18 protein-coding genes are annotated in these 22,662 nt (G+C 47.0%); 6 read left to right on the forward strand and 12 right to left on the reverse strand.

From position 1 onward, the window contains the following. Positions 1 to 241 precede the first annotated feature (241 nt). Entirely contained in the window at positions 242 to 2,131 is a 1,890-nt protein-coding gene (locus CEQ48_RS12270) for a CBS domain-containing protein (protein ID WP_198301279.1), read from the forward strand. Positions 2,132 to 2,136: 5 nt separating this feature from the next. Further along, a complete protein-coding gene (locus tag CEQ48_RS12275) occupies positions 2,137 to 2,838 on the forward strand; it encodes a 3'-5' exonuclease (RefSeq protein WP_198301280.1) in 702 nt (233 codons plus the stop codon). Between the two features lie 131 nt (positions 2,839 to 2,969). Here CEQ48_RS12275 and CEQ48_RS12280 read toward each other — a convergent pair whose 3' ends face one another. After that, positions 2,970 to 4,853 carry a methyl-accepting chemotaxis protein gene (locus CEQ48_RS12280; RefSeq protein WP_198301281.1) on the reverse strand — a complete coding sequence of 628 codons (1,884 nt, stop codon included), beginning with the start codon at positions 4,851 to 4,853 and terminating at the stop codon, positions 2,970 to 2,972. 403 nt (positions 4,854 to 5,256) lie between these two features. On the opposite strand from CEQ48_RS12280, the gene CEQ48_RS12285 reads away from it, so the two are divergent. Both CEQ48_RS12285 and mdoH read left to right on the forward strand, forming a co-directional pair. Further along, positions 5,257 to 6,894 (forward strand): glucan biosynthesis protein G, encoded by a 1,638-nt coding sequence (locus CEQ48_RS12285; protein WP_089071441.1) that lies wholly within the window; start codon positions 5,257 to 5,259, stop codon positions 6,892 to 6,894. A 72-nt stretch (positions 6,895 to 6,966) separates the two neighbouring features. Continuing rightward, on the forward strand, positions 6,967 to 9,078 hold the full coding sequence (gene mdoH, locus CEQ48_RS12290) for a glucans biosynthesis glucosyltransferase MdoH (protein WP_232477898.1): 2,112 nt from the start codon (positions 6,967 to 6,969) through the stop codon (positions 9,076 to 9,078). A gap of 119 nt (positions 9,079 to 9,197) precedes the next feature. On the opposite strand, the gene CEQ48_RS12295 is transcribed toward mdoH, so the two are convergent. The 6 genes from CEQ48_RS12295 to CEQ48_RS12320 form a co-directional block, all read right to left on the reverse strand. After that, positions 9,198 to 10,220: a LacI family DNA-binding transcriptional regulator gene (locus tag CEQ48_RS12295; protein WP_089071443.1), complete on the reverse strand. Its 1,023-nt coding sequence runs from the start codon at positions 10,218 to 10,220 to the stop codon at positions 9,198 to 9,200. A gap of 100 nt (positions 10,221 to 10,320) precedes the next feature. Then, positions 10,321 to 11,079 carry a chitin disaccharide deacetylase gene (chbG, locus tag CEQ48_RS12300; RefSeq protein WP_089071444.1) on the reverse strand — a complete coding sequence of 253 codons (759 nt, stop codon included), beginning with the start codon at positions 11,077 to 11,079 and terminating at the stop codon, positions 10,321 to 10,323. A gap of 23 nt (positions 11,080 to 11,102) precedes the next feature. Then, complete coding sequence (locus tag CEQ48_RS12305) at positions 11,103 to 12,425, reverse strand: 6-phospho-beta-glucosidase (RefSeq protein ID WP_089071445.1); 1,323 nt, start codon at positions 12,423 to 12,425, stop codon at positions 11,103 to 11,105. Further along, positions 12,407 to 12,742, reverse strand: a complete 336-nt coding sequence (locus CEQ48_RS12310) for a PTS lactose/cellobiose transporter subunit IIA (protein ID WP_089071446.1) — start codon at positions 12,740 to 12,742, stop codon at positions 12,407 to 12,409. Before CEQ48_RS12310 ends, CEQ48_RS12305 begins: the two co-directional genes overlap by 19 nt. Before the next feature lie 46 nt (positions 12,743 to 12,788). After that, complete coding sequence (locus CEQ48_RS12315; RefSeq protein ID WP_000780652.1) at positions 12,789 to 14,120, reverse strand: PTS sugar transporter subunit IIC; 1,332 nt, start codon at positions 14,118 to 14,120, stop codon at positions 12,789 to 12,791. A gap of 87 nt (positions 14,121 to 14,207) precedes the next feature. Continuing rightward, positions 14,208 to 14,513: a PTS sugar transporter subunit IIB gene (locus CEQ48_RS12320; RefSeq protein WP_000722179.1), complete on the reverse strand. Its 306-nt coding sequence runs from the start codon at positions 14,511 to 14,513 to the stop codon at positions 14,208 to 14,210. A 242-nt stretch (positions 14,514 to 14,755) separates the two neighbouring features. Between CEQ48_RS12320 and cod the strand changes: the two genes are divergently transcribed. Then, the gene (gene cod / locus CEQ48_RS12325; protein WP_089071447.1) at positions 14,756 to 16,051 is read left to right on the forward strand and encodes a chitin oligosaccharide deacetylase; all 1,296 of its coding nucleotides are present in this window, start codon (positions 14,756 to 14,758) and stop codon (positions 16,049 to 16,051) included. 163 nt (positions 16,052 to 16,214) lie between these two features. Here cod and CEQ48_RS12330 read toward each other — a convergent pair whose 3' ends face one another. Then, positions 16,215 to 17,819 (reverse strand): BCCT family transporter, encoded by a 1,605-nt coding sequence (locus CEQ48_RS12330; RefSeq protein ID WP_000159489.1) that lies wholly within the window; start codon positions 17,817 to 17,819, stop codon positions 16,215 to 16,217. A gap of 374 nt (positions 17,820 to 18,193) precedes the next feature. Here CEQ48_RS12330 and CEQ48_RS12335 point away from each other — a divergent pair, with 374 nt between their 5' ends. After that, a complete protein-coding gene (locus CEQ48_RS12335) occupies positions 18,194 to 18,673 on the forward strand; it encodes a MarR family winged helix-turn-helix transcriptional regulator (protein ID WP_000410818.1) in 480 nt (159 codons plus the stop codon). Position 18,674: 1 nt separating this feature from the next. Here the strand turns inward: CEQ48_RS12335 and CEQ48_RS12340 are convergent, their stop codons facing one another. The 4 genes from CEQ48_RS12340 to CEQ48_RS12360 form a co-directional block, all read right to left on the reverse strand. Beyond that, the gene (locus CEQ48_RS12340; RefSeq protein ID WP_053034001.1) at positions 18,675 to 19,313 is read right to left on the reverse strand and encodes a response regulator transcription factor; all 639 of its coding nucleotides are present in this window, start codon (positions 19,311 to 19,313) and stop codon (positions 18,675 to 18,677) included. Beyond that, positions 19,306 to 20,661 carry a cache domain-containing protein gene (locus CEQ48_RS12345; protein WP_001128506.1) on the reverse strand — a complete coding sequence of 452 codons (1,356 nt, stop codon included), beginning with the start codon at positions 20,659 to 20,661 and terminating at the stop codon, positions 19,306 to 19,308. Before CEQ48_RS12345 ends, CEQ48_RS12340 begins: the two co-directional genes overlap by 8 nt. A gap of 106 nt (positions 20,662 to 20,767) precedes the next feature. After that, complete coding sequence (locus CEQ48_RS12355) at positions 20,768 to 22,051, reverse strand: TRAP transporter large permease (protein WP_089071449.1); 1,284 nt, start codon at positions 22,049 to 22,051, stop codon at positions 20,768 to 20,770. 9 nt (positions 22,052 to 22,060) lie between these two features. Continuing rightward, positions 22,061 to 22,594, reverse strand: a complete 534-nt coding sequence (locus CEQ48_RS12360; protein ID WP_001257145.1) for a TRAP transporter small permease subunit — start codon at positions 22,592 to 22,594, stop codon at positions 22,061 to 22,063. Positions 22,595 to 22,662 lie beyond the last annotated feature (68 nt).

The raw sequence follows: 22,662 nt of genomic DNA on the forward strand, positions 1-22,662 counted from the left end.
CTACTTGGAGTTGCAGGTAGGCAGCAAGTGAGTTCATCCCCATGAGCATAGATACACTATGTGATTGGGGTGAACGAACGTAGCCAACACCGCTGCAGCTTCAAGTAGGAAGGATATAGATAGACTCCTTTCCCTCTCTCTGCGTGCTCCGATTAGTCCTAAGGCAATAAATTGAGGTAGTATGGTCGGCCATACCGCCAAAAACATCGCCTAACGCATGTTTGTAACGATAGGAGCCGCCATGGACGCCGAGTTAATCGAGATTCAACAATTCCTGCAACAGCATCCGCCTTTTGATGCCTTACCCAACGAACGACTACCTGAAATCGCTCAACAAATTGAAATTGCCTACTTTCGTAAAGACACACCGATTATTGGCTATAAACAAGCCATCAGTGATTTATATTTGGTTCGTAGTGGGGCGGTCGAAGTCTATCGACGTCATGGTGAGCTGTACAATCGACTGACGGAAGGCAGTCTATTTGGACAAATGGGGTTATTAACGCGTAACCAAGTGTCTTTCGCGGTCACTGCAATTGAAGATACGCTGCTGTACTGTTTGCCTGAAGCGCTCTTTCACCGTTTACACCAAGAGTTTGATAGTTTTGCCGATTTTGTTGAAGTAGAGCAAGCCGTACGCTTGCGTCAAACTGTTGCTAAACAAAAAGAACAAAATGATCTTATCACCAGCAAAGTCAAACAGCTGTTAACTCGTCCAGCACCAACGATAGACAAACAAGCCTCTATTCAACAGGCGGCACAGCGCATGGCAGATGAAAACGTCTCTGCGCTGCTGATCCTCGATAACCAGATCCTGCTTGACACGGAAGATGACTCAACGCCTGTGGTCGGCATTGTCACGGAACGAGACCTCTGCCGACGCGTCTTGGCGCAAGGTATGGATGTCACACAGACCGTCAGCCAAGTCATGACTCATGAGGTCATCTCGCTGGATCATAATGCTTACGTCTATGAAGCCATGCTCGCCATGCTACGCAATAACGTTCACCATCTCCCTGTATTAAGAGAAAGGCAGCCGATTGGTATCATCGACATGACCGACATCGTACGCCATGAGTCGCAAAACTCATTGCTTTTAGTCAGTCGTATCTACCAGCAAACTTGTATTGATGATTTGGCTCAACTCGTCCATGAAGTCAAAGCAAGCTTCGTACGTTTAGTTAACGAAGACGCCAATTCACACATGATTGGTACTGCGATGTCGACCATTGGCCGCGCTTTCACGCAGCGCATCATTGAATTAGTCGAGGCCGAGTTGGGTGCTGCGCCGCTACCCTACTGTTTTGTCGCCTTTGGTTCGATGGGACGCGATGAACAACTGATTGTAACCGATCAAGATAATGCTCTAATTTTAGATGATCGCTACGATGTGCAGCAGCATGGTGCTTATTTTGCTCAATTTGCTGATTTGGTGTGTAGGGGATTAGACCGCTGCGGATACCCATTATGTGATGGTGATATCATGGCTAGCAATCCGAAATGGCGCATGACTCGCAAAGAATGGGAAACCTGCTTTGCTGACTGGATTGATAATCCCAACCCGCAAGCCCTGCTCAATGCGTCGATTTTTTTTGATCTCGATGGTGTCTATGGACGCACCAAATGGGCCGAGCAACTTTCTGGTTTTATTGTACGCCGCGCCAGACGCAATCAGCGATTTTTAGCCTGTTTGGCGCGTAATGCGCTCAATCGCACGCCGCCACTGGGCTTTTTTAAGAATTTCGTGATGGAAAAAGATGGACGCCATAACAACTCCATCAATTTGAAACGTCGCGGGACAGCACCACTGGCGGATTTGATCCGCGTACATGCCCTCGCCGCAGGTTCACGCGCTAAAAACTCGTTTGAACGTTTAGATGATGTAATTGAAGCAGGATTGCTCCCGCAAGGTAAAGGCAAAGATCTGCGTGATGCCTTGGAATTCATCGCTATGGTGCGGATTCGCCATCAAGCGATTGATGTTGAACAAGAGCGTGAGGCCGACAACAGCATCGAGCCGGAACATCTTTCGGAGTTTGAACGACGCAACTTAAAAGATGCGTTTCAGATCCTCAGTAACGGGCAGAATTATCTTAAGTATCGTTACCAAGCCAACCAACATTTTAAGTGAGCGCCATGTTCGACTCTGCGATATACTGGCCCGCTCGGTTTGCTCACTTAGCCCAGCAGGCTCGGCAAGCCCATTTACAGCGCTTTTATGCTCAACCTCTGGTTGAAGGCTCAACACCGATTCATCAGTGCTCACTGGTTGCCCTCGATTTTGAAACAACGGGACTGAATGCCGAGCAAGATGCCATTGTGAGTATCGGTTTAGTGCCTTTTACTACTCAACGGATTTTTCTCAATCAAGCTCAGTATTGGTTAGTAAAACCCTCTCAACCGCTTGAAGAGGAGTCGATAGTGTTCCATGGGATCACGCACTCCGAGTTGCAGCATGCGCAAGCTCCAGAACAGGTATTGAAGGAATTACTCGAGGCGCTGCACGGCAAGATTGTCGTCGTGCACTTTAGGCATATTGAACGTGAATTTTTGCGCCAGATTAGCCTGAATTTATGGGGCGAGGCGATCGAGTTTCCCGTGTTGGATACATTAGAAATTGAACGTCAGTTACTGGATAAGCAACGCTCGCTGTGGCAACGGATTGCACGTCGACCTTTACCCTCAATACGCCTTGGGCAATCACGGATGCGTTATCACTTACCGCCCTACTCACCTCACCATGCACTGACGGATGCCATTGCGACCGCAGAACTTTTTCAAGCGCAGTGCGCGCACCATCTCCCACCCCACACCGCCATTCAGTCTCTGTGGCTTTAGCCTCTGTGCTCTGTGGTTAAGAGCCCTATATAGGTCTTTGACCGCGAATCGAAACTCGAAACGACGAGATGCATAAGAACGAAAAAGGAGCGCATCAAGCGCTCCTTACTCTGACTTTGTCTGTGACGTCATTACAGTTTAAAACGACGGATCTCTTGCTCTAACTCATGAGACAGTTCAGACAACTCTGTAGCTTGTTCAGCAGCGGAGTGAGCTTCTTGCGCGAGATCATTTGAAACATCACGAATACCTACTGTATTGCGAGTGATTTCCGAAGTCACAGAGGCTTGCTCTTCAGCCGCTGATGCAATTTGCGTCGCCATATCACTGATACGTTCTACAGTTTTATGGATCTGCTCCAAGCTAACCGAAGCTTCATTCGCATCATCAACACTGGTGTCCGCGAGGCGACGACTGTCATCCATAATACCTACCGCTTTACCTGTGGTGGCTTGCAGCGTTTCAATCATCTGCTGAATTTCTTTGGTCGACGCGTGGGTACGTTGGCTCAACACACGAACTTCATCAGCCACGACAGCAAAACCACGTCCTTGCTCGCCCGCACGGGCAGCTTCAATGGCCGCATTCAGCGCCAGTAGGTTGGTCTGTTCAGCGATGTTCTGAATCGTCGACAGAATCGTACTGATTTGGTGACCATGCGCTTCCAGCTCTTGAATAACTTCGGTCGCGACTTGCACTTCTTCAGCCAAAGATTGAATCGAACGCTGCGTTTGAGTGACTTGACCCGCGCCATGGACACACGCCGTCACGGCTTCACCTGCGTTTTGCGCCGTGTGATCCGCATTACCCGCAATTTCTTGAGTGGCAGCAGCCATCTCATTGATTGCAGTAGCCACCATATTGATTTCGTCTTGTTGCAAGCGAATTCGGCTACTGCGCTCTTCCGCTTGTGCCGCCGTCACTTTCGACTGCTGCGCCAATGCGGCTGAAACATGGCTTAACTTGAGTACCATGGTGTGCATGTTGCTCACGAAAGTATTGAAGTTGCTTGCCAGTTGTCCGACTTCATCATCACTGCGAGGTTCTAAACGTTGTGTCAAATCGGCATCACCAGAGGCAATTTCCTCCAGCGCTTTCGATACACGACCCAAATCACGGAACAAGAAGCTGACGAGCCAAGAGACAATCACAACCACAATCACAGTGATCAGCAGCGCAGTAGTAATAAGGCCCGTTAACAACTCAGAATGAGAAGCGTATTCGGTATCGCTGTCCATCTGTACTACGAAATACCAAGGTGTATCGGGTACCGCAGTGAAAAAGAAGAACTTCTCCACGCCATTCAGTTTAAGCGCAAGCAACTGACCTTGATTCGCAGCACGCTCGATAGTGCGCATGTCCAAAGCAGAAGAGAGCGTCGTCACAGGCTTCAGTAGCAAGGATTTGTCTGGATGCGCTAGGAACGAACCGTTTTGACCATCAATCAACATGGTTTGTGCATTTTTTCCTGCGTCCATGCTGATCACGTCCGCAATCAGCTGATCAATGAGAACATCTGCGCCAACTACACCACTCATATTACCGTTAAGGCGAACAGGTTCTGCAATCGTCACAAGCAGTGCGCCAGTTATCGCATCACTGTAAGCGGTGGTGATGATCTGCTTACCCGCACTGGCTGCATCTTTATACCAAGGGCGCGTACGTGGATCGTAATCCGCACGATTACGTTCTGGATGTGAACGATACATCGTGCCGTCAGTCGTACCGTAAAAAATATCGTCAAAACCACCCGCATTGCGCGCTTGTTGCAGATAAGGGACAACATCTTGTGCTTCAATGTGAGCATTAAACGCAGTACTAATTGATTTACGGATAGAAATCCAATCAGCGATACCTTTAGCAGCGGTCGAAGAAATTGCGTCAGCGCGAGTATAAACAGCATTACTGGTTTGCTGTTGCAATTGATTGGCTGAAAACCAAGTCAATGCCGTCGCCATCACCACCACTGCCGATAAACTTGCGCCAATCAGTTTGTGTTTTAGTGTTAGTTTCATTTGGTCAAACAAAAGGTTGGAACGAGGGGGGGCGATAGTAAACACTATTCGGTTAAAACGCACTCGTTTTGTCATTTTTTCTCACAACTTATCACAGACCTGAATTAACCATTTATGTTATAAGGTCTTAAACAACAAATTACTGACTGCTGCCAAATTTCAATCCCTCATATAATGTGATTTGCCTTCCAAAATCACATATAACTAAAGGATATAAGCTTATGAATAGAAAATATCTGATAAAGACAGTTCTCAACAACATATGTTGTGCATTTTTTTACAGTTCTGTTATCTTTCGCGCTTAATGAGACCTGCAATTTCCTGCCATACCGTCCGGTAAGCAAAATTGCAGTAAACTCTTAAGCTATCTTCGTATTTCACTTTGTTATCGGTTCATTTCTATATGATTCGTGTGTCCAGCGCCGTGCAACGTCATGCGCAAAAACTGATTGTACTTTTCTCCCTGCTGTTTGGGGCTTCTTTATTGATGTCTGATAATGGCTTTGCTACAGACATTAAAAATACTAATGCCTCTTCTCCAGTGAATTCAGAGTCTTCTAAGCCAAATAAAACTGGCGAAGTTAAAAATGTGGTTCGCTTTGCCAAAACCGGAACGTTTGATAACGATACGGTCGTTCGCCTAGCTCGCCAGCTAGCGAAAAAGCCTTATGTTGCCTTAAAAGATCCGCTACCGGAGAGTTTGGCTAATATCAGTTATGATGAGTACCGCGATATTCGTTTTAAACCCGACAGCGCTGTGTGGAAAGCGGATGGCTTGCCATACCAGATGCAGCTATTTCATCGCGGTTTCTTCTTTCAGGATCTGATTGAGATTGCGCTTGTCGAAGGCAACCAATCTACTCACTTAAGTTACGACCCTAATATGTTCACCGCGGGGGAAGTTTTGCAACAGAACCTGCCGACTGAAGATATTGGTTATAGTGGCCTTCGTGTGCATTACCCTCTCAACAGTGCATCCTATTTTGATGAACTGTTTGTATTCCAAGGAGCAAGCTACTTCCGTGCTCTGGGTAAAGGCAATGCGTATGGCTTGTCTGCGCGTGGCTTAGCCATCAAAACTGCCGATCCAGCGGGTGAAGAGTTCCCTATTTTCCGTGCCTTCTGGGTGGAAAAACCAAACTACGACACCAACTTGATTGTGGTTCATGCCCTACTGGATAGCCCAAGCGTGTCTGGCGCGTATCGTTTCTCTATCCGCCCAGGAGAAAATACTCGTATGGACGTTGAGGCGGTACTCTTCCCACGCGTGGAGTTAAGCAAAGTTGGTCTAGCTCCCGCAACCAGTATGTTCATGCATTCGCCAAATGGCCGTGAGAAGACCGATGATTTCCGTCCTTCTGTGCATGATTCTGATGGTTTATTGATGATCAACGGACGTGGTGAACGTTTGTGGCGTCCATTGGCTAACCCTAGCACACTGCAAGTGAGCGCCTTTATGGACAACTCACCGCAAGGCTTTGGTTTGATGCAGCGTGAGCGCGATTACGCCAACTACCAAGATTTGGAAGCCCATTACGAAAAACGCCCAAGTCTGTGGGTTGAACCAGTCGGTAACTGGGGTCCTGGTGCTGTCGTGTTGACAGAAATTCCAACTCAATCAGAAATTCACGACAACATTGTCGCCTTCTGGAAGCCAGCACAACCTCTTGCTGCTGGCAGTGAATATCGCTTCTCTTATCACCTCAATTGGGGGGCGCAACCCGAAGAGAATCCACAAGCGATCGTTGTGAGTCGTACTGCGAGTGGACGTGCTGATATTGCCAAACCAACACCAAAACGTTTGTTTGTGATTGATTACCAAGTCCAAGGTGCCAAACCTGCACAGATGCCAGAACCCAAAGTGCGCAGCAATGCAGGGGTGATCAGCAATGTTGTACTGCGTGGTAACCCTGCCAATAATGGCTATCGCCTCTCATTTGAATTTGATCCAGGCGAAGTGACGCTAGCCGAATTGCGAGCAGAATTGACTTTGCAAGAAGCGCGTCCAGTGGAAACTTGGTTGTATCGTTGGACCCTGTAGTAAGTACTCGGATTTTTTATGACAAACCCAATGGTTGAACAAGGAGCCTCCCAGTTAATGGGAGGCTCTGCCATGCCACCAGAACAACACGGCGAAATGCCGGAACAAAATCTTAAACGACTGAGTGAAGGTTTTCCGCGTGACGCTATTCAAACGGATGGGGTCAAATCCCTTTCTTGGCGACGTGTGTTCGTGGTCGGTTTTGCTTTACTCATTTCTGCTTTTGCCATCTTTGAAATGCGCGGTGTATTTTTGGTCGGTGGACTAACGCCTATCGAATACGCTGTACTGGTTCTCTTTGCTATCAACTTCTGCTGGATTGCCTTAGCCTTCTCAAGCTCGATCGCCGGATTTTTTGTTCTCGCGAGCCGCAAACCAGCCACCAAAACAGAGCAACCCCTAACGACACGTACCGCAATCTTGATGCCGACTTACAACGAGGCACCCGATCGCGTATTTGCCGCAGTAGAAACCATGGCTTTAGCTCTGGCGAATACTGAACATGGGCATGCCTTCGATTGGTTTATTCTCAGCGACACCACCGATCCTGAAGTGGCGTTAGCTGAAGAACAAGCCTTCTGGTTGCTACGTCAACAAACCGCAGGTAAAGCTAACGTTTATTACCGCCGCCGCCGTAAAAACATTGCGCGTAAAGCGGGTAATATCGCCGATTTCTGCCGTCGTTGGGGCTCAGGGTACGATCACTTATTAGTATTGGATGCCGATAGTGTGATGCAGCCAAGTACTATGATTTCATTGGCTCAACGGATGCAAAGTGACCCAGATGCTGGATTGATTCAAACCATTCCGGCGCTGATCAATGGCACGACGCTCATGGCTCGTGTGCAGCAGTTTGCTGCACGCATCTATGGTCCAGTGGTCGGTACTGGCCTTGCTTGGTGGGTACAAAAGGAAGGTAACTTCTGGGGACACAACGCGATTATTCGTACTGAAGCCTTTATGAGTGCCGCAGGCCTACCGCATTTGTCTGGCAGACCACCTTTTGGTGGACATATCCTCAGCCACGATTTCGTGGAAGCGGCTTTAATTCGTCGTGCAGGTTGGAGTGTTACCATCGCCGCGGATCTGAGTGGTTCTTTTGAAGAGTGCCCTCCTTCGATTATCGATTTAGCAGTACGTGATCGCCGTTGGTGCCAAGGTAACCTGCAACACAGCCGAATCATAGGTACTAAAGGTCTGCACTGGATCAGTCGTTTGCACCTGACCACGGGCATTATGTCCTACCTCTCTTCACCATTTTGGCTGCTGTTGATTTTGTCGGGTTTGTTACTGGCACTGCAAGCACACTTTATTCGTCCTGAGTATTTTACCGAGCAGTTTTCACTATTTCCGACTTGGCCAGTTATGGACTCCGCACGCGCGTTACAACTGTTTTACATCACCATGGGTATTCTATTTAGTCCGAAAATTTTCGGCTTACTGCTGCTGATGTTTGATGGTGAAATGTGTCGTACCTTAGGCGGACGGATTCGAATCGTACTCAGCGCAATTACAGAGATCATACTTTCTGCGCTGGTCGCTCCCATCATGATGCTTATTCACTGCGGCGCGGTTGTGTCAATCCTCTTTGGACGCGATAGTGGTTGGGCTCCTCAGCGACGCGACGATGGTAGCTTGCCAATCAAAGATTTGCTGTACCGCCACCGTTGGCACATGACCGCTGGATTGCTCCTTGGTTATGCAGCGATGCTCGACTCATGGACTCTGCTAGCGTGGATGTCTCCGGCCTTAATCGGTTTGTGGTTCTCTGTGCCACTTTCTGGGATCACAGCCTCATACACCATCGGGGCTTGGTTTAAGCAAAAACGCATTCTTGCAACACCAGAAGAGATTGAAACACCGGAGATTGTGCTTGCTGCCCAAGCCCGTCGTGAAAAGTATGTGGCGGATCTTCAGGAAGTGTGGAGCGCGCGTATGGTACTTGCCGACCAAAACTTGATCGCGCTACATATCGCTATGATGGATAAACTGCCGTCTCGCCAACCCGGAACTACCATCGAACCTTTGGATGCGGTAGCACGTATTAAAGTACAGGAAGCGGAAAGTCAGGAAAGCCTACTGTCGCTGTTGACCAAAGTTGAACTGAGTTATGTTCTGGGCAATCCACTGCTGATCCAACAGGTAGCCAAACTGCCGCCCAGCTTAGCGAGCCAGACTGCCTAAACTAAAAGTGTCGCTTACACTTTGTGTTCGCGACACTTTTCTCCCCTGTTCTTTTTTATTCCTCTCTTACTTAACGCAGCAGCCGCGTTGGCTCCAATCTCGAGTCGTTTAGTGATTGTTTATGAGTTTTCACTTTCAGCTATCTTCAAGAGAGGTTGATCGGCGTGACGTTTTTTTAAAATTGGGCTAAAGCTTCGTGGACCGACTGTCGGTTGCTGTTTCACCATCGCAATCAGTGACTGCACCGCTGCACGTGCCATTTCACTGATCGGGAAATGCACTGCTGTCACTGTTGGGTACAAGCTCTCACACAAATCGACACTGTCAAAACTGACGATTGAAATCCGCTCCGGTACCGCAATACCTTGTTCGTGCAGATACTGCAGCGCCCCAGTGGTCATCTCCTCGCTGCAAGAGAACACCGCCGTAATCTCTGGGTGGCAAGCTAATAGCTGCTGCATCGCAATATAACCACTTTCTCTACCGTAATTGCCTTCTTCGCACAGTGACTCACTCGGGAGAATTCCCGCATGAGCTAATGCATCGAGATAGCCTTGCTGACGCAAACGGCTATTGTGTCTATGTAGCGGTCCGGTGATACACGCAATTTTTCGGTGGCCTTGCTGAATGAGATGCTCCACCACTATCTGGCTTGCACCACGATGGTCAAAAGTAATGCAGCGCTCTTCCAAGCCTGCAACACTACGATCGAGAAGAACAAAAGGTGTCGGCTGCTGAGCTAAGGCTCGCAAATCATCGTCTGATAAATATCGGCTGTGCAACACATACCCATCACAACGCAGATCGTGAAAACGCTGTATCGCCTCTCTCTCTCCTTGTGCAGAGTGATGGCCTTGCGCTGTGATCAAAAACTTATGATGCATATCCAACTCGGTTTGCACCTGTTCCATCATTTCACCAAAAAAGCCACCCGTGTAATACGTGACTAGAAGGCCCATCATATTCGATGAGGAGGTCGCCAGAGAACGGGCTATTGCACTCGGTCGATAATTAAGCTGAGCCATGGCTTGCTCAACCTTACGCCGCGTTTCCTCTTTAAATTTCCCCTCGCCATTGATGATTCTCGATACAGTAGAACGGTTTACACCTGCAAGTTCTGCAACATCTTTAATTCTTGCCATATTAGAGCCTATAGGAAGTCAGAAACTTCAGAAAAACAAGGAACTGCGAGCTTGCACGACACTCCCTTACGGAAGCATCCACTCGGCGAGAAAGATCCCATCATACACAGGAGTGCAGAGGAGCAGAAACCAAAGCTGAGTAATCCGTGATTTCGATATCATGCGCTACCAACAATTGCATTAATTGAGCACTGGTTAGAATGCGCAACTCTTCTTCTCTTTGTTTGGCATAGCCACTGCACTTTTCGAGTAGTGGATCGACTAACGCAGGATGGCACATGACCTCAACAAGATCGAAACGCTCTTTGAGTTCGAGCAAATGTTTCACTAAGGATTCTATTCCCAAGCGTTGGTCATAGAAAAAATCAGTGAAATGATAACGACAGCCTAACTCCTCTTCCTCTGCCATGCCAATATCCCGCAGTGGAACATGGTATTTTTTAGCCACTTCATAAATGATCGGATCCAATTGAGGATGAGTATGGGCGTGGTGATGGCTATCAAGATGACTTAAAGTGAGCCCAAGCTTTAGAAAATGTTCAACCTGGGCGATAGCTTCATGGTATATCGCCTCAGGTTGATAGTCTCTACGCTGCCAAAAATCACGATAAGCAGTAAAGACGCCATGTTCATCGGTTAAATTTCTTGCTCCTGTTAAAGGGCGCCCTGCTGTAAACCTCAGATGAAGGCCAATTTTTAACCGAGGGAGTTGTTTTGCCAATTGAACCGCATGCAGCTCTGCAGGCATGCCCACCATCAAAGTGGTTGATTTTACCACCCCATCAAGATGGGCTTTGGCAATGCCTTGATTGACGCCTTGGGTTAAACCAAAATCGTCCGCGTTAAAAATTACCTTCATCGAGATGACTTACCTTATTTCCGTTACCATGTGGTCAATTTAAATTGCGGCAGATATTCGGCATTTTCACGCAGAATATCATCTAAAATCGCTTTTGCTCGACCAATATCGGGTACTAATGGGTTATTGGTTAAAGCCATTAAAGCAAGGTGATAGTCACCATGCACCGCCGCTTCAATCGCCAATTGCTCATAGGCTTTCACTTGATGTAACAAGCCACTGATTTTTGGTGAAAGTTCTCCGACCGCAATCGGTTTGGCCCCCCAACTTCCCACCACTGCACTGCATTCAATCACCGCATCGTGAGGTAATGAACTGATCGCTCCATTATTCAGCACGTTCACCACATGAATACCGTTGCGGTTATTGTAGATGGCATCAACAAGATTTAATGATGCATCGGAATAATAGGCACCACCACGCGCTTCTAACTCTTTGGGTTTATGAGCCAGATTTGGATCTTGGTAGAGCTCAAATAAGGCCTTTTCAGTCACCATCACTTGCTCAGCTCGAGTGCCTTTCTCTTGAGCACTCTGTTTCTCTTCTGCCAACATGGCATCGGTTTGGTAAAAATAGCGGTGATAGGGGCACGGAATCGCGCCTAGCGCTTTTAAAAACTCAGGATCCCAAGGTTCTTCCCAGATATTTTTCATGCTGAAATTGGCACCATCACCCACCTTTTCTAAAACGGTTTGCGTGATATTTTGACCATCCAACCAAGCTTGGTGCACCCAAACTAAATGATTCAACCCAGCAAACTCAAGCTGAAGATCTTTGGGTTCACACGCCATCATCTCAGCAATCATCATCTGCATAGAGACGGGAACATTACATAATCCTATGCTTTTGACTTTTGAGTATTTGCTGACTGCCTCCGAGACCAAGCCCGCAGGATTGGTAAAGTTGAGCATCCAGGCATTGGGTGCTAGCTCTTCAATATCTCGGCAAATATCCAGTATGACTGGGATCGTTCGAAGTGCTTTGGCAAAACCACCAGGCCCTGTGGTTTCTTGCCCAATCACATCATATTTCAGTGGAATTCGTTCATCATTCGCGCGAGCGGCAAGCCCTCCAACCCGAAACTGGGTCATAACGAAATCAGCGCCGGCAATCGCCTCTCGGCGATCAAAGCCCGCTTTAATTTCAATGTCAGCTCCAACTTTGTCGACCATTCTCTGCGCAAGATCTCGAATGATCTGTAATTTTTCTGCTCCGGCTTCAATATCCACAAAGTACAGCTGTTTCACAGGCAAAAAATCTAATCTTTTGAGGACACCTTCCACCAATTCGGGGGTGTAGCTACTGCCGCCGCCGATGATTGCCAGCTTTAATGCATTTCGAGACATTTTGCTTCCTCACCCGCCAAGTGTTTTTGTAAAGCCACCATTTCAGTCGCCATTTCCTGTGCCAGAATCGTCGTCATTAAATGATCTTGAGCATGCACCATCACCAAGGTCATTGGTACTTTGCCTTCACCCTGATCGGCTTCAATCAATTGTGTTTGAATTAAATGAGCTCGGTTTAAGCACTCTTTAGCCTGACACAATTTCTCTTCTGCCTGCTCAAAAGATCGAGTACGCGCTAAACGTAAAGCTTCATAACATAAGCTTCTCGCTTCACCCGCGTTGCAAATAATTTCCATCACGATAAGTTCTTGTTCCATTTCTCTCTCCCGAAGCTAAGGCTGCCCATCGGCAGCCTTAAACCGTTTATGCCGTGACACCTTGTCCACTTGGTTGCGCTGCTTTGACTTTACTTTCCACAGGTTGCTCTTGTTCAAGCACTTGCTTCTCAAACATTTTGAAGAAAGGTAAGTAAATGAGCAGATCAAGGATGAGTAAACCCACAACCAGCAACACTGGCGTAAACGTCCAACCACTACCCCATGACGCACCGATAATGGCGGGTGTTGTCCATGGCGTGGTTGCCACTCCCATACCGACAAAGCCCAACTGAATCGCAAAATAAGCAATGGTGGCATTGATTACGGGAGCGAAAACGAAAGGCAGGAATAAAATCGGGTTCATCACCACTGGACTACCAAAAATCACAGGTTCGTTAATTTGGAAGAATCCTGGTACCGCACTCATACGACCGATGCTTTTTAAATGAGCTGAGCGACTGAAGGACATCAAAATCACTAACGCTAAGGTTGCACCAGAACCACCGATAAAGATGTAAAAATCCCAGAATGGCTGTGTGAAGATATTCGGGACGGGCTGCCCAGTCACAAACGCATCAATGTTAGCACTGATATTGGTTAAGAAGATGGGAGACAGCAGACCGACCACAATCGCAGCCCCATGAATGCCCGCAAACCATAACAATTGACACACCAGCAGCGCGCCGATAATCGCTGGCAGTGTGTTTGACGCACTGATCAACGGTTTGAACATCGCCATCACAGCATCAGGGATCAACATGCCATATTCGGCTTGTACAAAAAGGCTCAGCGGATAAAGCGTCAAGAAAATCGCCAAGACAGGCAACAAAACTTCGAATGAGCGAGCAATCGCAGGTGGAACTTGCTCTGGCATACGAATGGTAATGTTATGCTTTTTCATAAAGCGATACAGTTCGACGGCAAAAAAAGCACACATAACTGCCGTGAAAATCCCTGTGCCGCCCATATGCGCCATCGATAGACTGTCTTCTTTGGCGGGCGCCGCGACCAACAAAAAGCTCATCAGTGACAGAACTGCACTCGTGATACCGTCCATTTTGTAAGCTTTCGCTAAGCTGTATGCCACACCCAACGAGACAAATATGGTCATAATGCCCATCGACATATTGAACGGCATCATGATGATATCGAAATGCGTCGTAGCGAAGTTTAACCACACGCGACCAAAAACATTGGTGGTATCTTCAGCAAAAGGAGGGAATGCAAAAATTAAAATAAAACTACCCACAATAATAAATGGCATTGCCACAATAAAACCATCACGCATGGCACGTACATGAGGCTGATTCCCCACTTTTGCCGCAATGGGGGCTATATGCTTTTCTACGATTCCAATTATCGCATCATAAAGCTTCATAGGATTCACCTTATATTAAGATAAAGAGTTCCCTATCCTCATTTAATTAATGAGGATTGAGTGAAAATATTGTCCGAAAAAACAGATTTAGTTTATTAAATCTAAAGCTTGCTGAAGAACCTCATCACCTTTCATCATGCCGTAAGCTTGAGGAGAGATAGCTGCAATGTTTTTGCCATATTCATCGGCCGTTTTGCGTAGCTCTTCCAACTGAAAACGGACTTGAGGCCCTAATAAGCAAACATCATATTCTTGGATGGCCTCTTCAAATGCATTCACTGATAATGCATCAATCTTGCACTCAATGCCTTTACTTTCAGCAGCTTGCTGCATTTTCTTCACTAACATACTGGTAGACATACCAGCACTACAGCAGAGTAGGATCTTTTTCATGCTCTACACTTCCCTTGTTTAAATATCGACCTAAAAACTGTAGCAAAATAAATCCGCATTAAAAAGCGCAACCGGTTGCGTTATTCGTGAACAAAATCCCATTTCGGATAGTTAGCGCTATTTTTATCGATGCACTTCTGGATAGGATAATGAGAAGAAATATATAAGCCTACCTGATGGACTTGTTATTTCTATCAATATAAACACTAGCAACGTCACTCTTAAATTTCTGATTTAAAATAATGGACACTAAGATGAAATTAAAAAAATTGGCTCTATTTACCGCGATATCGTTAGCCATTTCCGGTCATTCTTTTGCAAGCAGTACCCCTAAGGGCACGATTTATTTAACTTTTGATGATGGCCCGGTCAATGCTTCAGTAGAAGTCATTAAGGTTTTAAATCAAGGCGGGGTAAAAGCCACTTTTTATTTTAACGCTTGGCACTTGGATGGTATCGGTGATGAAAATGAAGATCGTGCTCTAGAGGCTCTAAAGTTAGCTCTAGATTCAGGTCATATTGTCGGCAACCACAGCTACGATCATATGATTCATAACTGTGTGGAAGAGTTTGGCCCCACCAGTGGTGCAGATTGTAATGCAACCGGTAACCATCAAATCCACTCGTATCAAGATCCCGTTCGTGATGCGGCCAGTTTTGAGCAAAACTTGATCACATTAGAAAAATACCTGCCTACTATTCGTAGCTATCCAAACTACAAAGGGTATGAGTTGGCTCGCCTGCCCTATACCAACGGTTGGCGTGTCACAAAGCATTTCCAAGCAGATGGTTTATGCGCGACATCCGACAATTTAAAACCTTGGGAGCCGGGTTATGTGTGCGATCCAGCTAACCCGTCAAACAGTGTGAAAGCCTCGATTCAAGTACAGAATATTCTTGCTAATCAAGGCTATCAAACTCACGGATGGGATGTGGATTGGGCTCCCGAAAACTGGGGTATTCCTATGCCTGCCAACAGCTTAACCGAAGCCGTTCCCTTTTTGGCCTATGTGGATAAAGCCTTAAATAGTTGCTCACCAACCACTATCGAACCAATTAACTCGAAAACACAAGAGTTCCCTTGTGGCACCCCACTGCACGCCGATAAAGTGATTGTGCTCACCCATGATTTCTTATTTGAAGATGGCAAACGCGGTATGGGAGCGACACAAAACTTACCTAAACTTGCCGAGTTTATCCGGATTGCCAAAGAAGCAGGTTATGTCTTCGATACGATGGATAATTACACTCCTCGTTGGAGCGTAGGTAAAACGTATCAAGCGGGAGAATATGTTCTGTACCAAGGTGTGGTGTATAAAGCGGTCATTAGTCACACTGCGCAACAGGATTGGGCTCCATCATCCACGTCAAGCCTTTGGACCAACGCCGACCCTGCGACAAACTGGACACTCAATGTCTCCTATGAGCAAGGCGACATCGTCAATTACAAAGGTAAACGCTATTTAGTCAGTGTCCCACATGTTTCACAACAAGACTGGACACCAGACACTCAGAACACCTTATTCACAGCTTTATAAAAAGCTGCTCCTATAGCCAACCTACAGATTCAAGTAGGGATGGTATCTCTATCGTCAGATAGTTTGCGCGGAGAGCTCTCCGCGCTTTTTTGAACATTTTGGCTAGGAAATGATTGATGCGGATTTTAGTTTGCGCCGCCCTTTTGACAACGCATACCGCGTATTAAGATTGGTGAAGACGCTTGCTGGAAGCCATAAACTCAGGTTCGGTTTTTAACCCTTTCCATAAGCTGACGCACATCAGTAGCAAGATCACCGTAAATGGCAAGGCTGTAGAGATAACGCCCGCTTGCAGCGCTTGTACCGCTTCCGTGCCTCCAATCCATAGCAGTGCAACCGCGACTGCGCCTTCGAGTACTGCCCAAAATACACGCTGCAATACTGGTGAGTCTAATTTGCCGCCTGAGGTAATACTGTCAATGACCAGTGAACCCGAATCTGACGACGTAATAAAAAATACCAGAACCAGCACCACGGCAATCACGGATAGCACTTTACCGAAAACCAGCGAATCAAACATCTGGAACATGGCCAACGAAACATCGGTTAAGCCATTTTGACCTAACACGCCGATTTCATTAATCACTTGATCCACGGCCAGACCACCAAATACCGACATCCACACCAGTGTCACTAACGTTGGGATCAATAAGACTGCCACAATGAATTCACGAATGGTACGTCCTTTAGAAACACGTGCGATGAACATGCCCACGAACGGTGACCATGAAATCCACCATGCCCAGTAAAAGACCGTCCAACCTTGGAACCACACTTCATCTTCACGACCATGAGGATTACTCAGCGGGATTAGGTTTTGTAGGTAAGCCATTAAAGTCGTCGGAATCGAAGTCAATGTGACGCTATAACCAATCACAGCCACCAGTGCGAGCAATAAAAACGCGACAATCATATTGATGTTAGAGATGACTTTCACCCCGCCATCAATACCTCGAACCACAGACAATGTGGCTAAACCTGTCACCACACAGATCACCGCAATTTGTAGCCCGATGCCCGATTCAAAACCAAATACATGGTGGATACCAGAAGCCGCTTGCTGCGCCCCAAGACCGAGAGACGTTGCCAGACCAAACAGCGTGGCTAATACCGCAAGAATATCGACCACATGCCCTGCCCAACCCCAAGCGCGATCACCCAGTAACGGATAAAAAACCGAGCGCATTGAAAGTGGTAAGCCTTTGTTGTAGCAGAAAAAAGCCAATGATAGAGCAACAACACCATAAATGGCCCACGGGTGAAGTCCCCAGTGGAACATGGTTGCTCCCATCGCCAGTTGCGCAGCTTGAGGAGTGTTGGCTTCTACGCCCAGTGGTGTTTCATACCAGCCCGTATAATAGGCCACGGGTTCTGCGACACTCCAGAACATCAAACCAATCCCCATCCCTGCAGCAAACAACATCGCTAACCAAGATAGAAAAGAGTGATCCGCTTTCGCGGCTTGTCCACCTAACCTAATTTTACCAAACGGTGAAATGACCAATCCGATACAAAACAGTAGGAATAGGTTACCCGACCAGATAAACAACCAGTCGAAACTCGCAATAATGCTCTGCTTTACGGTATCAAGCCCAATCTTAGCTTGGTGGGCATCCACGAGTACGGTCAGTAGTAAAAATGCAGCAATCAAACCTGCACTGATCCCAAACACGGGATTGTGCACATCAAACCCCCATTTCTGCACATTATCTTGGCCTACGGTGTAGTCCGTATTATCGATACTGTACTTATCAATTTCTTTGGTCATGTATCCTCTCTGAGTCATTTCAATCGAGCTCAACAACAATGACAACAAAGCATTTTCGTTTTTTTAATCACAAATTGCTTTGTACTCATTGTTAATTCCATTCATTAAAAGCACGATTATTTTACATAGATCACAGAAAAGATCCAGTTTTCAGGCCATTTAAGTCAGTTTAAGATAGAAAACCCTTTGTTCATGTCAAAAAATCATATCAGAAATTATCGAAATTTAATTCTTATTCAAAGCATCTATCTGGAGTAAAAAATTCAAAAAATATCGCAATAACGCTATGGGTTACTCTTAGCTCAACACTTTAAAAATCAAGGTAAGTAAGGTATGGTTCGCGACAGATTCAGCACAAACTGGGTGAACCCTCTGTGGAAAAGCACGAAGAAGTATTAGTCGCACTGCGCCAGATCATCCGCGCCATTGACCTACACTCCAAAAAACTTAATAAGGACGCAGGGCTCACTGGCCCCCAATTGATTTTGATGCGTTCAATTCATGACTTAGGTGAACAGGTCACAATCCGTGAGCTCGCGGTGCATACCAATATGAGCCAAGGCACGGCTACCACGATTTTGGATCGATTGGAGCGTAACGGCTATGTACAGCGCGTGCGCAGTAACAGTGATAAACGCAAAGTTCATGCTCACTTAACCGATGAGGGGCGTAAGCTGCTCGCACAAGCCCCACAGCCTTTACAAGAGAGCTTTGTTGAGCAATTCCATCAATTACAAGATTGGGAACAGAGCTTACTGCTCTCTTCTGTACAACGCATCTCTGCCATGATGAATGCGCAAGATATGGATGCCGCGCCGATGCTGACGATTGGTAGCATCACGCAGCCAGAATAGTTCACTCCAGTAAACCATGTTGTAGCGCGTACTGAGCCAACTCTGCCGTGGAGTGGATGTCGAGCTTATGCTTAATATTTTGCCTATGGGTTTCGACCGTGCGATAGCTGATATTCAGCAAGGTCGCGATTTTTTTACTGCTGCAACCTTGTGCAACCATACGTAAAATCGCCTCTTCACGACGGCTCAGCGGGTTTGGCTTATTCGCCACAGGTAAAATCTCTTGGCTAAACAGTGTCGAGGTGGTGGATTCGCAAAAGTACGTCGCGCCTTGATGAACCGTTTTGATCGCTTGCACCATTTTCAGTGCTGAGATTTCTTTGAGCATGTAGCCCATTGCGCCGGCTTGCATCACTTGCATAATGTACTCGCGGTTATCATGCATGGTCAGCATCAATACTTTGGCGTGAGGGACTTCCTCTTTAATTAAGCGGGTGGCTTCAATACCGTTCATGATCGGCATACTCACATCCATCAGCACCACATCCGGTTGGTGAAGTTTGACCAATTCTAAAGCTTCCAATCCATTACTCGCCGTGGCGACGACCTCGATTTCCGGCTCTTGCTCTAAACGCGCAATAAAACCATCCAACACCACCTGATGATCATCCACCATCACCACTCTGATTGGTTTATCCATAAACACTTCCATCCAACTTCAGTAAAACCGTAATTTCGGTGCCCAATTGTGGCTCGCTGCTTAATTCAAATTCACCGCCAATAAACTCCACACGTTCGCGCATGTTACGTAAACCAATCCCGCGTTTTTGCAGCGCTTCTTTGCTGGAAAATCCTACCCCATCATCTCGCACCATAAGCTGCAACATATCACCCATTTGCTGCAGTAACACCGTGACTTTCTCGGCTTTGGCGTGTTTTTCAATGTTATTGAGTGACTCTTGCACCACTCGATACAGCGTGGTGGCCACTTCCGATTTTAGCTTGCCCGGTTGGGTGTCAAACAACATCTCGATCTCCATTTGTGAATGCAGTTTGAAATCCTCAAGCAGCGTCGTGAGTGCCGCTTGTAAACCGAGATCATCCAGCGCACTGGGGCGCAAATGGTGTGAAATTCGCCGAACTTCGTTAATTGCAGTCATCAACGAGTGCTGAGATTTTTCCAGATGCACGATCTGTTTAGGGTCGTTCAACTGGTTGGCTAGTAACTCAAGATGACACTTGCTAGACACCAATAACTGATTAATTCCATCATGCAGTTCACGGGCAAGATGCTTCTTTTCATCTTCCTGAAACAACACGGTTTTGTGTACCAAATCTTTGAGGTTCTTATCCGCCAAACGGTGTTCATGCAGGTTGATGGCTAAGGTCAACACAATGATCACCGCTACAGTGACTATCAAAATCACCACAACAGAAAAAAAGGTGGTATCAATATTTGCATTGACTGCCGCTTGCATCTTCTCGACTTCATGACTGAGATCTTCAATGTACAAGCCGGTGCCGATCATCCATTCCCAGTCGTCAAGCCAAGCCGAATAGCTGAGTTTAGGGACAGTCTCTCCACTTGAGGGTTTGCGCCACAAATATTGGTGATACCCACCACCAGATTGAGCTTGGAAAAGTAGCGCTTGGATGAGAAAGTCACCGCGTTCATCTTGCAACTGCCATAAGTTTTGCCCTACTAGCTCAGGCTGGATCGGATGCACCAAGTTCGTGCCCTGAGCATCATAAGCAAAAAAATAGCCATCAGAGCCATAACGAATATTGGTTAATACCGCTTTGACCTGCTGTTTGGCTTCCGCTTCACTTAAGTTGGGATTACTGGCAATCAACTTCACCGCATCAAACGCCACCTCGACGCTGTCTTTGAGTGAGGTTTCGCGCTCTTCCATCAGCTTAGCTCGGAAGATCTCAATTTCACGCTGGCCTAAGGTTTTAGCCTGATGGATCGAAATCCAACTGATGCTTGCAGTGGCAATTAAGAGAGGCAGTAAAGCCAGCAAAATCAATTTGGCTTTGAGAGGCATTCCATTTCCCCATAAAAAAACTGCTTTCCGACCCTTCGAAAAGCAGTTTCACTCTAACAACTTGTTGTTGTGGATTGAATTTCGATACGCTCACTCTTGAGTCGGATCACATTCCATAAAAGCTTGGGAATACCATCAACGAAATCAAAACCAAAATTTGGATCAGAATAAAGGGCACCACGCCGCGATAGATGTCCATGGTTGTGACCGACTTTGGCGCAACCCCTTTCAGATAGAACAAACTAAAGCCGAACGGGGGAGTTAAGAACGATGTTTGCAAGTTCATCGCAATTAAGATGGCAAACCACGTCATATCCACATCCATCAGCACCGCGACTGGAGCCAAAATCGGTACGATGATAAAACAGATTTCTACGAAGTCGATAAAGAAACCCAGAATCAAGATCACCAACATGGTGGCAATCAAGAAGCCCCATTTATCTCCGGGCAGATTCATCATCCATTCTTCGACCAGCTCATCACCACCGGTATAAGTAAACGCCATCGAGAACGCGGTCGCGCCCAGCAAAATAGCAAACACCATGGCGGTCACTTTGACGGTTTCTTTAGAGGCATCATAGACCATTGACCAACTGAATTGACCATACGCCAATGCCAGTAAAATCGCGCCCGCGCCACCAAGTGCTGCGGATTCTGTGGGCGTCGCCACACCAGCGAAAATCGAGCCCAGAACCACTACAATCAGCGCCAACGGCGGGATAACCGCTTTCAGTGCTTTCACCACTTCTTGACGACGTGATAAATCGGCATCAGGTTCAATAGGCATCGCCGCTTGCGGATTCAGCTTGGCGTAAATCAGGATGTAGATGATATACGCCGCCACCAGCATCAAGCCCGGCCAGAGTGCGGCTTGGAACAGATCGCCAACCGGAACCCCAAGCACATCCCCCAATAGAATCAATACGATAGAAGGCGGGATGATTTGTCCAAGGGTCCCCGACGCACAGATGGTGCCGCACGCCAACCCTTTGTCGTAACGGTATTTGAGCATCACAGGCAGTGAAATTAGCCCCATCGCCACAACCGATGCCCCCACGACCCCTGTCGAAGCGGCGAGTAAAGTGCCCACCAACACGGTAGAAATCGCCACACCACCGTGAATGCCACCAAATAAGCGCCCCATCGACTCTAATAGCTGCTCCGCCAGCTTAGTTTTTTGTAGCACCAAACCCATAAACACAAACAGCGGCACCGCCATTAACACGGTGTTTTCCATGATCGATTGAATGCGGTAAGGCATGAACGCAAACATCTCTATGCCTTCAGCCCACACGCCAAAAATCAGCGCAATGCCACCAAAAGTAAAAGCGACGGGGAAACCCAGTAGTAGCGCAAACAGGGCAACGAAAAACATCACAATACCAATCATACGTTTCCCTTACTTAGTTTGATCTGCGTGCATCAGACGTGGGTTAAACACTTTATTCAGCGAGTGGATGATCAAGCCGACGCCACTTATCGCCATGAAAGTGAAAGAGACTGGGATCATCGCCTTGATAATCCAACGATATGGCAAACCACCCGGGTCACCGGACGTTTCACCCAGCGCGTAGCTTTCTTTAGCAAAGTCGATCCCGAAATAGACCACCAACAAGCAGAACGGCAACAGGAAAAACAGAGTGCCAAGAATGTCGATCACCGCCTGTGCTTTCATCGATAAACGTTCATAGAACAGATCGACTCGTACATGGCCGCCCGCTTTAATGGCGTAAGGAATACCAAGCAAAAAAACCGTGGCAAACAGATGCCACTCTAATTCTTGAAAGGCGATAGAAACATCGTTAAAGGCATAGCGCATCACAACGTCATACACGACGTTGGCCACCAACAGAATAAACAGAATACTGGAGAGCCACCCCAGTAGATCGCTAAGACGGTTAAATAACCGCTCAACATAAATCAGACTTCTCATTACACACTCCCTGTCTAATCAAATTGCTCCGTGTCACGGATGTGCACGGAGCTTATCGTTATGTGCTT

The sequence above is a fragment of the Vibrio tarriae genome, assembly GCF_002216685.1.
Lineage (GTDB): Bacteria > Pseudomonadota > Gammaproteobacteria > Enterobacterales > Vibrionaceae > Vibrio > Vibrio tarriae.